The organism is Paenibacillus stellifer, from assembly GCF_000758685.1.
GTDB classification, from domain to species: domain Bacteria; phylum Bacillota; class Bacilli; order Paenibacillales; family Paenibacillaceae; genus Paenibacillus_AQ; species Paenibacillus_AQ stellifer.
The window spans coordinates 2,793,115-2,808,084 of the sequence record NZ_CP009286.1; the positions used below are offsets into that span (position 1 = coordinate 2,793,115).

Below are 14,970 nucleotides of genomic sequence, written 5' to 3' on the forward strand. Positions count from 1 at the left end.
CAGCGGGGGTACTAAGCGGAAAGCAAGGTGAATGATGTGACCGATCGGCTGGTCGATTCTTTTGGCCGTGTGCATAACTATGTCCGCATTTCCGTTACGGATCTCTGTAATCTGGGCTGTCAGTACTGCAGACCGGGGAGCGCTCTAAGCTGCAAGGTGAAATCGGAGCTGCTTAGTTTTGACCAATTGACAGCGGTTGTTGAAGCTCTGGCTCACATGGGAGTTACGAAGGTTAGGCTGACTGGCGGCGAACCGCTGCTGCGTCCCCGGCTGGAATCGCTAATTGGAAGATTGAGCGGGATCAAGGGGATCAGCCGAATCGGGTTGACCACGAACGGGATGCTGCTGGGGCCAAGAGCCTCCCTCCTTCGGCAGGCCGGATTAACCGACGTAAATATCAGCATCGATTCTCTGGTGCCGGAACGCTATGCCGGAATAACGGGCGGCGGAGATTTCAACAGGGTGATCAAGTCGATTGAAAGCTCCTGCAAGGCGGGATTTGACAAGGTCAAGCTTAACGTTGTGCTGATGCATGGAGTGAACGATGATGAGATTGAAGCTTTCTTAAAGCTCACGATCAACTATCCGCTCTTTATCCGCTTCATTGAATACATGCCGATTGGAGACCGGATTCAGGCCTGGAGATCGGAGTATATGCCGGCGGAGAGTATTCTGGCACGTTGTGAGGAAAAAGGATGGCAGATTGAACCGGTCGGAAACACCGGACAGCTAATCGATTCTCTTCATGGGGAAAATGACATCTCAGGCCCGGCAAGGTACTACCGGATCGCTGGGGCAGCGGGGGAGTTCGGATTGATCAGTCCGGTCAGCCGGCATTTCTGCGAGAGCTGCAATCGCCTTAGAATTACAGCGAACGGCTGCGTCAAGCCATGCCTGTATTGGAACGAGGAATGGGATCTGAAGCCATATATTGATGATGAAGAGAAGCTGCGGCACGTATTTCTGCAGTCGCTGGCGGGCAAGCCGCTGCGCCATGAAATGACGATCGCTAAGGAAGAGACTTCCTCCAAGCCGCACACGCTGCGCCAAATGTCGCAGATCGGAGGATGATGCGCACATGAGCGAAATGAACGGCGTGAACAACATGGATGACATGGATTACATTAACGAAATTAACGACATCAACGACATCAACGACATGATCGAGATAAGCGGGGAATCATTGTTCCGTATGGAGCAAGACGCTTTAGGCTCCGCTGCCGTGCCGAAAGACGCCTATTACGGTATTCATACCTTAAGGGCCAAAGACAACTTTCCAATCAGCGGCCGGCCGGTCAACCGCCGGATCATTGAGGCGCTGCTGCTTGTCAAGAAAGCTGCTGCCACAGTGAACGGCAAGCTCGGATTTTTGGCGGCATCCGTCTCAAGCGGAATTCAAATCGCCTGCGATGAGCTGTTGTCAGGCGAGCTGGATGACCAGTTCGTGACAGACGCTTATCAGGGCGGGGCTGGGACGAGTACCAATATGAATGTGAATGAGGTGATCGCCAACCTCGCGATTGAGCATCTGGGAGGGACCAAGGGCGATTATCGGCTTATTCATCCGATCGATCACGTCAATCTTCACCAATCGACAAATGATGTGTATCCGACCGCGCTCCGGATTGCGGCAATCCCGCTGCTGCGGACGCTAAGCGGGCAGATGGCGCTGTTGCAGGAAGGGCTTCAGGCGAAGGAAAAGGAATTCGCCGACATCGTAAGGCTTGGACGGACTCAGCTGATGGACGCGCTGCCGATTATGGCCGGCCAGAGCTTCGGCGCATACGCAAAAGCGGCCGCGCGGGACCGCTGGCGGCTCTATAAGGCGGAGGAACGGCTGCGCGAAATCAATCTCGGCGGGACGGCGGTAGGAACCGGCATGAATGCCCCGCCAGGTTATGTGTACGCAGTTGCCGAAGAGCTTCGGGAAATAAGCGGTCTCGGATTAAGCCGCAGCGATTTCCCTATGGATGTTACACAAAATATGGATGTGTTCGTTGAGGTATCCGGGCTGCTCAAAGCTGCCGCCGTGAATCTTCTAAAGATTTCGGGCGACTTCAGGCTGCTGAACTCCGGTCCGGACGGAGGGATCGGTGAATACAAGCTCCCTCCTGTACAAGCAGGTTCCTCCATCATGCCCGGCAAGGTCAATCCCGTCATCGCTGAGATGATAGGGAGTGTCTCTATGAGAGTTATAGCCAATGATACGGCCATAACGCTTGCTGCGGCATCCGGACAGTTGGAGCTGAATGCGTTCATTCCGTTGATCGCCGAGTCGCTGCTGGAATCGCTGGAGCTGATGATCCATGCCGTGCCGGTTTTTCATGAACGCTGTGTTGGGGGACTTAAGCTGGATAGGGAACGATGCAGCGATCATCTGGAGCGCTGTGGTGTAATGGCTGCCGCCGCCGTGCCATATATCGGATACGATGCGGCAGCTGAACTGCACAAGGAAGCTGCGGCAACGGGCAGGACGTTTGCCGATCTGCTGGAGGAACGGGGGTTAATGACGGAGATGCAGGGCTCTGCGGCTATTCAGCAGCTTCGATCAGTTCAAGCGGGCATTCCAGGGCATACAGAACGAGACCCATTATAATGAAGGAAGCGGAAGGGCGAAGTCCGATGAATATGAACAGCACTCCCCGGGGAGAGCGGCCGCATATCGCTGTATTCGGCCGGTGCAATGCCGGCAAATCCAGCATCATCAATGCGCTCGCCGGACAGAGCATTTCTATTGTCTCTCAAGTAAGCGGAACAACGACCGATCCGGTCTATCATCCAATGGAGCTGCTGCCGGCGGGACCTGTCGTACTGATTGATACGGCGGGATTGGACGATACGGGGGATTTGGGGGCGCAGCGAGTCCGCCGTACAAAATCGATTTTGGATCGAACCGATTTGGCGCTGCTGGTTGTCGATGCCGAGAGTGAGTCCTGGGAATTCGAACAGGAATTGATGAAGACACTAACTGACAAGGGAACTCCGGTAATCGTACTGCTCAACAAGACCGATCTGCTGGAAGGGGAAAGCGCCGGGGCGGCGGCAATTTTGGCAGCCGCGGGCGTCGCAGCCCAGCTTGGCACACCCCCGGTACCGCTCAGTGCTTCGAATGGCGAAGGCATCGGGGAACTGAAGAAGAGAATGATATCGGTGTTATCGTCGGAAGAAGACCGGTACCGGATAGTAGGCGACCTGCTTCAACCCGGAGATACGGCGGTTCTGGTCATTCCCATCGACAAAGCGGCGCCCAAGGGACGCCTTATCCTCCCGCAGCAGCAGACGATACGCGATATCCTGGAATGCGATGCTAGCGCTGTTGTCACGAAAGAACAAGAGCTGCGCCATACGCTCGATTGTCTCGGTAAGAAGCCTAACCTTGTCATAACAGACTCCCAGGCATTCCTGAAGGCCGAAGCGGATACGCCAAGGGATGTGCCGCTTACTTCATTCTCGATCTTGTTCGCCCGCTATAAGGGCGACCTTCCCAGCCTGGTCGGCGGAGTCAAGACGATCGCCCGGCTGCGGGACGGCGACAAAGTGCTTATCGCGGAAGCTTGCAGTCATCACCGGCAGTCCGACGATATCGGCACTGTCAAAATCCCCCGCTGGCTGAGAGAGAAGACCGGGAAGCAGCTTGCGATTGAGCATGCTGCGGGCCATGATTTCCCTGCGGATCTTGAGCAGTACGCTCTGATTATTCATTGCGGCGCATGTATGCTGAACCGCAGGGCGATGCAGGGGCGGATCGCAGAAGCGCAGGCTGCGGGCGTACCAATAGTGAATTACGGTGTGTTAATTGCTTATGTTCAGGGAGTGTTTCCAAGGGCAATTGAAATGTTCCCCTCCGCGATGATGGCATGGGAGCAGGGATAATACTTGCGGATTTGCTTTGGACCAACGCGGTTCACCAAAAGGGACGTGCCCGATGCTGTGCATATACAGCGGGGAACGTCCCTTTTGCTCATATCCGTATACGTATACTCGTAAAACCGTACAAAATCTAGAACCGGAGATCCCGTTCCCCTGCCTCGATCCGCCGCAGCTGCTTGATTGTGGCTTGTCTAACGGATTCCAGAGGAATGCGTTCGAGGTTGTCGCGAATCAGCTGCTCCCCGATGGAGCGGGTCTCCTCGTCCGCATAGTCCAGCAGGAACTCTTTGAAGGTCATGAGAGAATTCGGCTGGCATACATTATGAATTTGTCCGGATTTGGCCAGCTGCATGAAGCGGTCGCCGGTTCGTCCTTCCCGGTAGCATGCAGTGCAGTAGCTGGGAACGTAGCCGTCGCGGCAAAGCGTCTGAATAATCTCCATAGGAGACCGGTGGTCGCCGACCTCGAACTGGGGCTTGTCGTTCCGGTTCTTGTTGACGCTGTAGGCGCCGACGCCTGTAGCAGAACCCGCACTGATCTGCGAAATGCCGAGCTTGATAATTTGATCGCGGAATACCGTGTCCTCTCTTGTGGAGAGGATCATTCCCGTATAAGGCACGGCGATCCGCAGAACGGCAACGATTTTGGCAAAATCATGATCGCTTACAAGGTAGGGGTAGCTGTCCAGGCTGACATTTTCGGCTTCACGAAGACGGGGGACCGAGATCGTGTGGGGACCGCAGCCGAAGGCCTGCTCCAGATGCCCAGCGTGCAGCAGCATGGCGATCGTCTCGTATTTATAATCATACAGGCCGTACAGGACGCCGATGCCAACATCGTCGATTCCGCCCTCCATTGCACGGTCCATGGCGGTCGTATGCCAGTCATAATCGCTCTTCGGTCCTTGTGGATGATAATTGCGATAGGTGGGGCGGTGATAGGTTTCCTGGAATAAAATGTAGGTTCCAATTCCGGCCTCGGCAAGCCGCCGATAATCATCTACGGTGGTGGCCGCGATGTTCACGTTGACCCTCCGGATACTTCCATTGCCCGAAGTCGTCGCGTAAATCGTCCGGATACACTCCAGAATGTAATCGATGGAGCAGTTCACCGGGTCCTCGCCCGCTTCAATCACAAGGCGTTTGTGACCCATAGCCTGCAGCGCCGTTGCCTCCAGTGCAATCTCCTCCTGGCTAAGCCGGGTGCGGATGAAGTCTGAATTGGAATGCTTGTAGCCGCAGTAGACACAGTTGTTGACACAGTGGTTGCTGACATATAAAGGGGCGAACAAAACAATCCGGTTCCCGTATATCCGCTCCTTGATTTCCCTTGAGATCCGGAATACTTGTTCAAGCGTGTCCGGGTCCTCAATATTCAGCAGCACAGCCGCCTCGTAAGCGGTCAGCCCTTTGGCTTCCCTGCCCTTGCTCAGAATCGAGTCGATAAGCTCCCGGTCACTGACCCCGTTCTCCCCATATCTTATAGCTTCCCGAATAACATCGTCCTGAATAAAATCAGCACGGTTAATCTTCTTAAGCTTGTTCACGGCTATTCACTTCTTTCATGGGTTTGGAATTTCTTCACTTGCATCTTCAATCCGGCTAAACATGAGGATGCGTTGAACGGTTTATCCGCTTCAGACTGTCGCCTCGTCCCATATCCATATCAAATCCCGCCTCACGGATTCGCAGCTCCAGACAGAACCTGCATTGAGCCGATTCGTCTCCGGTGCAGATTTTGCCGTTATATAGCGTATATTTCGGCCGGACCGCTACGGGAGACAGATTCGGCATCACAACATTGGCGCCGGCTTGCAGCGCAAGCTCGCGTCCGTACGGGTGAGCGGTGCCCATGGCGGTTGTAGCAGGGATGAGGGCGCCGGGTATTATAAGCCTGGTCAGCGCAATCATATCGAGCGTCGTCTCCAGAGAGCCTGCGGGCTCATGCCTAAGCGGGGTTCCCTCATGCGGAATAAAAGGGCCGATGCCGATCATGTCCGGGTCCAGCTCCTGCAAATACAGCAGATCCTCGGCCAAGTCCTCCAGGCTCTGACCGGGCAGCCCGACCATGAATCCGGCCCCGACTTGGTAACCGATCTCCTTGAGCGCGCGCAGGCGGTCCCGGCGGTTGTCGAAGGTCATGGTCGGGTGCAGGCTTTGGTACAAGCTGGCGGATGCCGTTTCATGTCTGAGCAAAAAGCGGTCCGCTCCCGCCTGGAACAGCCGCGTATAGCATTCGTTATCCCGCTCTCCGATCGAGAGCGTAACTGCGGCGTCCGGACATTTTCGCTTGATTTCCATTATTAAAGACACCAGCATGTCGGTCGTGTACCAGTCGTCTTCACCGCTCTGCAGAACAAAGGTCCGGTAGCCAAGCTCATACCCTTCCTTGCAGCACTCCAAAATTTCATCCGGATGAAGCCGGTAGCGCTGTGCCCTCCGGTTAGAGGAACGTATCCCGCAGTACATACAGTTTTGTTTGCAAATATTTGAGAATTCGATCAGTCCCCGCACGTAGACGCCGAGGCCGTACATTTCCCGCCTTTTACGGCCGGCTGTGGCACGAAGGGCCGCTCGAAGCTCCTGATCCTGTTCCAGCCTGCCCAGGAGAGCGACTAATTCTTCACGATTCCAATATCCCTGTTCGTACAAGCGATTGATCAGCTGATCCGTTTGTTTCTCACTCCTTCAATAGATTGTTAAGCCGAGCTGTCATGACCTGGGCCGGCTCACAATCGGTAATGCGTTCCGCCCCGGTATACACATTGCATGAGTCCTGGCGTATGAATCCGACCGTCGTCATGTTGAGCTGCCTTGCAAGCTCCAGCGCAAGCGCCGTAGGCGCCGATTTGGATAAAATGATTTCGCAGCCGATCTTGGCTGCCTTCAGCAGAATTTCCGAGGAGATTCGGCCGGTGAACGCGATGATTTTGTCGCTTAGAACCATCTGCCGCCTCAGGCAGTGGCCGTATATTTTATCAAGAGCATTGTGACGCCCGATGTCGCACCTGGCCAGTACAATATCCCGGGAATCGCATACCGCTGCGGAATGTACCCCGCCTGTCCGATGGAACAGCTCCGAGCCGTCCTGCATTTTGTCCATAAGCCGAAAGATATCCGCAAAGGATAGGGATACGTGAATCCCGTCTTTGATTTTGGCCGTACGGGCATCATTGACATAGACGTAACCCAGGCGTCCGCCGCCGCAGCATGAGGTGCTGTAGCGCTTCGCATACAGTGACCGTTGAAGGTCGTTCCAGCGGTCTGTGGAGACGTGGATATAGCCCTCGTCCTCCTGAATCCACAAGTCGCGGATGTCGCCGGCTTCCCGTATGATCCCTTCAGAAGCCAGAAAGCCAACGGCCAGATCCTCCAGATATTCGGGCGTGCATACCAGCGTAACAAACTCCTCGCCGTTAATGACCAGTGTGACCGGTCGCTCCGTAACGATTGAATCCTGTTCATAAGTGATGCTGCCCTGCCTATAACGAATAACCGGTTCCTGACATTCCGTCTGCAGCTTCATTCCGTCACCTCTGTCCAGAGTTGATAATATATGGAAATGATATCCACTTAACTACATCACGAATTCCAATCTCTGTCAATTTTATATCTCATAGCTGCGCCAGAATGCTTGTGCATCGAGCGTTCGAAGGCTAGTGTTAGGTCGTGAAACGCTATGGTATAATGGTTGGGAGGTGAATAGTCGAGTATGTTTTTAAAGCGGATAGAGTTAGCGGGCTTCAAATCGTTTGCCGACAAAACGGAGATGGAGTTCGTTCGAGGCATCACGGCTGTCGTCGGCCCGAACGGGAGCGGCAAGAGCAATATTTCCGACGGCATCCGCTGGGTGCTGGGCGAGCAAAGCGCCAAATCGCTGCGCGGGGGCAAGATGGAGGATATCATATTCGCCGGAAGCGATGCCCGCAAAGCGGTTAACATCGGCGAGGTGTCTCTGACACTGGACAACGAGGATCACGCTCTGCCGCTGGACTTCAGCGAAGTGACGGTAACGCGGCGGGTCCACCGCAGCGGAGACAGCGAGTACATGATCAACAAACAATCCTGCCGGCTGAAGGATATCACCGAATTGTTCATGGATACGGGTATCGGCCGTGAGGCTTACTCCATTATCGGGCAGGGGCGGATCGAGGAGATTCTCAGCACCCGGTCGGAGGACCGTCGCGGTATTTTCGAAGAAGCTTCAGGCATTGTCAAATACAAATCCCGCAAGAAAGAAGCGGGGCGAAAGCTGGATGAAACAGAGCAGAACCTGCTTCGCATCCATGACCTGATCAGCGAGCTGGAGGACCAGATCGGCCCGCTCAAGGAGCAGTCCGAGAAGGCGATCCGCTTCAAGGAATTGAAGGAAGAGCTGAAGAACCGGGAAATCTCGGTCTACGTGCACCAGATCGAAGGCATACATACCGCCTGGAAGGAAGGCAGCGCCAAGCTTGAGGTACTGAAGGACGAGCAGCTGCAGCTCTCCACGGTTGTTACGGCGCACGATGCGAAGCTGGAGAGCGGAAGAGCCGCTCTGCGGCAGCTTGAAGAGAAGATCGAGAAGCTGCAGGAGCAGCTACTGCGATATAGCGAAGCCTATGAGAAATGCGAGGGCTACGGGGAGCTGCTGAGAGAACGCCGAAGACATCTGGAGAACAACAAGGAGCAGCTTCTTACGTCCATCGGCTCGGTCGGCGAGCGGTCGGAGGACCGTCTGCGGGAGCTGGCTGCGCTGGAACAGAATCTGGTGTTGACACGCAGCAAGCTTGCGGCGCTGCGGGAGGAAATCCGGGATGAGGAGGCCAAGCTGACAGGGGTTACCGACGGGCTTAGCCAGAGCAAGGAAGAGAGCCTGAAGAGCGAGCTTCTGGAGCTAATGAACCGGATGGCTCAGGCCCGCAATGAAATCCGGTATGCCGACCAGCAGAAGGAGACGCTGGAGCGCCGGATGAGCCGGAGCCAGGAGGAGAGCGGGAAGTGGACTGCCCGCTACGAGGAGCTGCTGCGCGAGCAGAGCAAGCTGAAGAGCGGGATTGAAGCGCTCAGCAAGGAGCTCGGCAAGCTGCGCGGCGAATATATAACCGAGAGCGAGCGCTCGGTTGCCCGCCAGAAGCTGCTCGACGAAGCCCATTCCGGGCTTCGCAAGTGGGAGCAGAAGCGGGAGGCCCAGGTGTCCCGGCATGAGACGATGAAGGAAATGCAGGATGACTTCGACGGCTTCATGCTGGGCGTCAAGGAAGTGCTGAAGGGCGCACGCAAGGGCCAGCTAAGCGGCGTGCACGGCGCAGTTGCCGAACTGATCTCCGTGCCGGAGAAGCTTGAGACGGCGGTGGAGACGGCGCTCGGCGCTTCGCTTCAGCATATCGTTATGGATAATGAGTCCGTGTCACGCCAGGCAATCGCCTTTCTGAAGCAGCGTCAGCTGGGCCGGGCGACCTTCCTGCCTCTCGATGTCATCCGTCCCCGCCAGATCGGCGGAAGCGACCGGGGCATGATCGAGGGAGCGGACGGCTTCGTGGGCATAGGCTCCGAGCTGGTAGGCTATGAAGACCGGTATGGAAGTATTGTCGGAAGCCTGCTGGGCAACGTCGTCATTGCGGAGAATCTGGAGCAGGCGAACCGAATCGCCGCCAGATGCCAATACCGCTACCGTGTCGTAACGCTGGAAGGCGACGTCGTTAATGCAGGCGGTTCCATGACCGGGGGCAGCCAGCACAAGAAGAATTCAAGCCTCCTTGGACGCAAGCGCCAGCTGGATCAGCTTCAGGAGGAGATCGGAGAGACCGAGCGCCAGATCGCGAAGCTGAAAGCTAACATTACCCAGCTGGCGAAGGAGCAGGAGGATTCGAATGTGAAGCTGGAGAAGCTGCGTCACGGCGGTGATGAGAAGCGCCTGGAGGAGCAGCGGATCGCCGGCGATCTAAGGCAGCTGGAGCAGGAGCTCCGGCATGTGAAGGAGCAGGTCGAAAGCGCCGGAGCGGAGCATTCCGGCTTCGAGAGCGAAGTGAAGCAGCTGGAACAAGCCCGTGAACACGCGGTGGCTGAACTGGCGCGCCTGGAAGCGGAAGAGCGTGCGGCGCATGAAGCGATCCGAAGCGCAGAATCCGATCGGAAGGCCAGCGAGAACGCCAAAGAAGAGCTTCAAGGCAAGCTGACTTCGATGAAGGTGGCGGAAGGCAAGCTGGATCAGGAAATATTCTCGCTGGAGGAGAGCCTCCGGCGAATGAAAGCCGATGCGGGTTCACAGGAGAAAGAGATGCGCCAGAACCGCAACCTGCTGGGTACCATTGAGCAGGATCTAGCGACGAATGAGACCGAGTCACTGAAGCAGCGCGAGGATCTGAACAACTACAAGCTAAAGAAGGAAGAAACGGCTGAAAATCTGGACTATGCGAGAGCGGAACGTACTTCCCTGACACGCAAGCTGGAAATGGAGGAAGGCGAGACGAAGGAGCAGCGCCAGGCCCTCAAAGCGGTGGACGACCTTCTCCGGTCAACCGAAGTGTCGGTCGGCAGGCTGGATGTGGAGCTGGACAATATTCTCCGGAAGCTGAGCGACGAATATGAGCTCAGCTACGAGCTTGCGAAGCAGCGTTATCCGGTCCCGGATGATGTGCCAGCGGCGCAGGCCGAGGTTCAAAGACTTCGCCGGGCCATTTCGGCGCTAGGCGAGGTCAATTTAGGTGCGGTAGATGAGTATCAGCGGATTCATGAGCGGTATACCTTCCTCAGCGAGCAGAAGGACGACCTGGTGGAAGCCAAGACAACGCTGTACCAGGTTATCGGCGAAATGGAGGAGGAAATGTCGAAGCGCTTCAAACAGACGTTCGACGCCATTCGCCGGGAATTCGGCACGGTCTTCACGAAGCTGTTCGGAGGCGGCAGAGCTGACCTGCTCCTGCTGGAGCCGGATCATCTCCTCACGACCGGCATCGATATCGTGGCCCAGCCTCCGGGCAAGAAGCTGCAGAACCTGCAGCTGCTCTCCGGGGGAGAGCGGGCATTGACCGCGATGGCGCTGCTGTTCGCCATTTTGCAGGTCAAGCCGGTTCCATTCTGTGTGCTGGACGAAGTCGAGGCGGCGCTCGACGAAGCGAACGTCGTCCGATTTGCCGAATATCTCCGCGAGTTCTCCGAGCAGACCCAGTTCATTGTGGTCACGCACCGGAAGGGCACGATGGAAGAGGCGGATGTGCTCTATGGGGTAACCATGGAGGAGGGCGGCGTCTCCAAGATGGTCTCCGTGAAGCTGGAGGACGAAGCAGCCGAGATTGCCTAGAAGGAAGGTTCAGGACTGGAACGAGATTGCTTGAGCCTCCTGACCTCTGGAAGTGGAGGAATCATACAGCATGAACGAAGTCATCATTCGCAGACCCGTCATCGAAGATTCGGATGAACTGAACCGTTTTTTTGAGACGGTAATCGGAGATGCCTTCCGCAGGGAAGGGCTGGGGGAGCTTGCCCAGGAGATTGAGGGAGAGATCGCGGCGAAGGTACAGGCGCTGCAGGCTGATCTGGACACTGATGGTACAGCCGGAACTTTTTATATCGCGCTGCAAGAGGGCCGGATACGGGGTACCATTGAGATCGGACCAGTAACCGGGCTGATTCTATCCTGTACGCAGGGACAGTTTGAGGGAATGACCGAAGTGAAGTCCGTACTGGTGCATCCGGATGTTCAGGGCAGGGGACTTGGCAGTCTGCTGTGGAGCGTTGCCGGTGTAGCGATGGCGAGCCGGGGCATCACCGATTTTTGCTTTGACAGCGGGTATCGGGAAGCACAGCGGGTGTGGACACGGAAATTCGGACCTCCCGATTATGTAATGAAAGACTACTGGGGTTCGGGTAACAGCCATATGATCTGGACAAGATCTGTCAGCGACATCAAGGTCCGGTTCTCGCTTTAAGGCAATGAACGGGACTTGCCATCATGAAGCGGGGTGCCGTCCGGGCATACTACTCATCGCCATTTAGAAACAGGAGGGAATATATGAGTTTTTTTCGCAAGCTGAAGGAGAGCATTGCCGGCAAGACCGAGAGCGTCACGAAGCAGTTCCGGGAAGGTCTGGAGAAGACCCGCAAGGGCTTTGTGGAGAAGGTCTCGGACCTGATTATCCGGCGCAAAAAAATCGACGAGGAATTCTACGAGGAGCTTGAAGAGATTCTGATCGGGGCTGACGTAGGCGTGAATACAGTCATGACACTGGTCGAGGATCTGCGCGCAGAGGTGAAGAAGCAGCGGATTGAGGATGCAGCCGAGCTGCAGCCGATTCTCTCCCGCAAGCTGATGGAGCTTCTTCGGGGCGACGACAACAACGCGCTGAAGGAGAATCCGGACGGAATCACGGTAATTCTGTTCGTCGGCGTGAACGGCGTCGGCAAGACGACGACCATCGGCAAGCTGGCTCACCGCTACAAGTCCGAGGGCAAAAAAGTGCTGCTTGCGGCGGGAGACACCTTCCGTGCCGGAGCCATCGAGCAGCTGGAGGTATGGGGACAGCGCGCCGGCGTGGATGTGATCAAGCAGAGCGCTGGCTCCGATCCTGCCGCAGTCATGTTCGATGCGGTGCAGGCGGCGAAGCAGCGGAATGTGGACGTCCTGATCTGCGACACGGCGGGGCGGCTGCAGAACAAGAGCAATCTGATGGAAGAGCTGAACAAAATCTTCCGCGTCATCCAGCGGGAAATTCCCGGCGCTCCGCATGAGGTTCTGATGGTGCTGGACGCAACGACCGGCCAGAATGCACTCGCGCAGGCGAAGCTGTTCGGCGAGAAGAGCGGGGTGACAGGACTCGTCCTCACCAAGCTCGACGGAACGGCGAAGGGCGGCATTGTTGTCGCCATCCGCCAGGAGCTGAACATTCCGGTCAAACTCGTCGGCCTTGGCGAGAAGATGGAGGATCTGCAGCCGTTCGATTCGGAGCAGTTCGTACATGCTCTCTTTGCAGGGCTTGTCATTGAAGATAACGAGGGGAAAGACAATCACGAAGAGGTCTAAATTAGAATAACAAGAATAACTGAAATGGCGGTTTTCTACGAATGAGGACGCCGGTGCTATTGTCCGGACACCAATAGGCGTACAATAAGCACACGAGCACACGAGCACACGAGCACACGAGCACACGAGCACACGAGCACACGAGCACACGAGCAAACGAACATACGAGCGCATGAGCACACGAGCGTATGAGCAACGAACACACGAGCACACGAGCACACGAGCGTACGATCACACGAGCATACATGCCTGCCAAGCCTGCCGAACCATTGGCAGGCTCTTTTTTGCGTAATAAAAGCTTCGAACACTGAAACAGATTCATCTATCATCATATGAAAAATTCATATTAGAAAAAAATCGCTCCGCTCCCCCTACTTTTTTCGGAATATTCCACATATTCTGTTCAATGAAAACCTTCTGGATTAAGGAAACGCATACATTTCATCATGTTGACATGGTTCTTCAATTTACCTGTTATATATATTGACATGAAAAGGGGGATGTTCGTAAAATGAAAGAAGATTATATACGATTTACGAGATTCACCTTAATAAAAGGGTTGATTTGTTAATAAACATTACTTTCATTGAAAGGAGTCGGGCTTATGTCCAAACTTGATCCACTGCCCGGTCTGTCTCCGTATCCCCTGCACCACTTTTTCGATGAAATGTTCGAAGGCGAACGCATCGTCCGTCCCCACTACAGTCATGTGAACCGCATGTTCGCCGGAATGAGTCCGGGAGAGCTTCAGGCCAAACAGGTACTGATGCAGCGCCGGATGATGGAGGAGGGCATTACGTTCACGCTGTACAATCCTTCACAAATTCAGCCGATGGAGCGGACGATTCCCTTCGACATGATTCCTCGGATCATACCGAGAGAAGAATGGGAGAAGCTTGAAGCGGGCATTATCCAGCGTGTGACGGCGCTGAATCTGTTCGTTCACGACATTTACCATGAGCAGTACATCGTAAAGGATGGTATTGTTCCCCGCAAACTGATTATCGCGAACCGTTATTTCCGTCCCGAGATGGCGGGTCTCCGGGTTCCGGGCGGCGCCTACATTACGACTTCCGGTATTGATCTGATCCGTCATAGTGACGGCCAATACTATGTGCTGGAAGACAATCTGCGCACGCCTTCGGGCTTTTCCTACCTATTTAAAGGACGATCCCTGATGAATCAGCTGTTCCCCGAGCTGACCTTCCAGAATGCCATCCGGGATGTGGATCATAGCATCAACCGTTTTCTTTCCGTGCTTCGCAGTCTTTCTCCTTCTCACACTTCTGACCCTGTAATCGCCCTGCTTACACCTGGTGAATATAATTCGGCTTATTATGAGCATGCCTTCCTGGCTCAGCAGATGGGCATTCACCTTGTGGAAGGGAGAGATTTGGTCGTCCAGGATCACAAGCTGTACCTCCGCCAGATGAACGGCCTTAAGCGGGTGGACGTGCTGTATCGGCGGCTGGACGATGATTTTATCGATCCGCTTGCCTTTGAGCCCAATTCGCTGCTCGGTGTTGCAGGTCTCATGAACGCTTATCGCGCAGGGAATGTTGCGATCGCGAATGCGCCCGGCACCGGAGTTGCAGATGACAAGGCCATGTATGCATTTGTTCCAGACATGATCCGTTACTACCTCAAGGAAGAACCCATTCTGAATAATGTGCCTACCTATTTGCTCTCCAAATCCGATGATCGTCAGTATGTGCTGGATAATCTGAGTGATATGGTCGTGAAGGAGACATCCCTCTCTGGCGGCTATGGTATGCTGATCGGCAGTGAAGCCACCCGTCAGGAAATGGATGAATTCCGGCTCAAAATCCTTACCGAGCCCGAGCGCTATATCGCCCAGCCGATCATGTCGCTGTCCAGAGCACCGATTCTGTCGGAAGGAATCATGAGTCCGCGGCATATCGACCTTCGGGCGTTCGTCCTGACCGGGTCGGACCGGAGGCCGCATGTCATCCCTGGAGGACTGACGCGCGTTGCGATGAAAGAAGGCTCGCTGGTCGTCAATTCATCTCAGGGAGGCGGCGTCAAGGATACCTGGGTGATGTCCTGAAATATTGCTCTTCAACCTGCAAGACCTGAACA

The 14,970-nt window shown here is 55.3% G+C and carries 10 protein-coding genes; 7 read left to right on the top strand and 3 right to left on the bottom strand.

Annotated elements, in window-relative coordinates:
- Nucleotides 1-36: 36 nt before the first annotated feature.
- The 3 genes from moaA to hydF all read left to right on the top strand — a co-directional run bounded on the left by moaA (nt 37) and on the right by hydF (nt 3,873).
- Nucleotides 37-1,071 carry a GTP 3',8-cyclase MoaA gene (gene moaA / locus PSTEL_RS12790; protein ID WP_038700809.1) on the top strand — a complete coding sequence of 345 codons (1,035 nt, stop codon included), beginning with the start codon at nt 37-39 and terminating at the stop codon, nt 1,069-1,071.
- 121 nt (nt 1,072-1,192) lie between these two features.
- Complete coding sequence (locus PSTEL_RS12795; RefSeq protein WP_245625191.1) at nt 1,193-2,596, top strand: aspartate ammonia-lyase; 1,404 nt, start codon at nt 1,193-1,195, stop codon at nt 2,594-2,596.
- A 26-nt stretch (nt 2,597-2,622) separates the two neighbouring features.
- The gene (gene hydF, locus PSTEL_RS12800; protein WP_038700813.1) at nt 2,623-3,873 is read left to right on the top strand and encodes a [FeFe] hydrogenase H-cluster maturation GTPase HydF; all 1,251 of its coding nucleotides are present in this window, start codon (nt 2,623-2,625) and stop codon (nt 3,871-3,873) included.
- A gap of 127 nt (nt 3,874-4,000) precedes the next feature.
- Here the strand turns inward: hydF and hydG are convergent, their stop codons facing one another.
- The 3 genes from hydG to fdhD are packed head-to-tail and all read right to left on the bottom strand — an operon-like array spanning nt 4,001 to nt 7,395.
- Nucleotides 4,001-5,416, bottom strand: a complete 1,416-nt coding sequence (hydG, locus tag PSTEL_RS12805) for a [FeFe] hydrogenase H-cluster radical SAM maturase HydG (RefSeq protein WP_084065038.1) — start codon at nt 5,414-5,416, stop codon at nt 4,001-4,003.
- 55 nt (nt 5,417-5,471) lie between these two features.
- Nucleotides 5,472-6,521 carry a [FeFe] hydrogenase H-cluster radical SAM maturase HydE gene (gene hydE / locus PSTEL_RS12810; protein WP_052098417.1) on the bottom strand — a complete coding sequence of 350 codons (1,050 nt, stop codon included), beginning with the start codon at nt 6,519-6,521 and terminating at the stop codon, nt 5,472-5,474.
- A 28-nt stretch (nt 6,522-6,549) separates the two neighbouring features.
- Complete coding sequence (gene fdhD / locus PSTEL_RS12815; RefSeq protein WP_038695825.1) at nt 6,550-7,395, bottom strand: formate dehydrogenase accessory sulfurtransferase FdhD; 846 nt, start codon at nt 7,393-7,395, stop codon at nt 6,550-6,552.
- Between the two features lie 186 nt (nt 7,396-7,581).
- Here fdhD and smc point away from each other — a divergent pair, with 186 nt between their 5' ends.
- The 4 genes from smc (at nt 7,582) to PSTEL_RS12835 (ending at nt 14,938) form a co-directional block, all read left to right on the top strand.
- Entirely contained in the window at nt 7,582-11,151 is a 3,570-nt protein-coding gene (smc, locus tag PSTEL_RS12820; protein WP_038695827.1) for a chromosome segregation protein SMC, read from the top strand.
- A gap of 70 nt (nt 11,152-11,221) precedes the next feature.
- Entirely contained in the window at nt 11,222-11,779 is a 558-nt protein-coding gene (locus PSTEL_RS12825; protein ID WP_038695829.1) for a GNAT family N-acetyltransferase, read from the top strand.
- Between the two features lie 83 nt (nt 11,780-11,862).
- Nucleotides 11,863-12,870: a signal recognition particle-docking protein FtsY gene (gene ftsY / locus PSTEL_RS12830; protein ID WP_038695831.1), complete on the top strand. Its 1,008-nt coding sequence runs from the start codon at nt 11,863-11,865 to the stop codon at nt 12,868-12,870.
- Nucleotides 12,871-13,474: 604 nt separating this feature from the next.
- Complete coding sequence (locus tag PSTEL_RS12835; RefSeq protein WP_038695833.1) at nt 13,475-14,938, top strand: circularly permuted type 2 ATP-grasp protein; 1,464 nt, start codon at nt 13,475-13,477, stop codon at nt 14,936-14,938.
- The last annotated feature ends 32 nt before the right edge of the window (nt 14,939-14,970 follow it).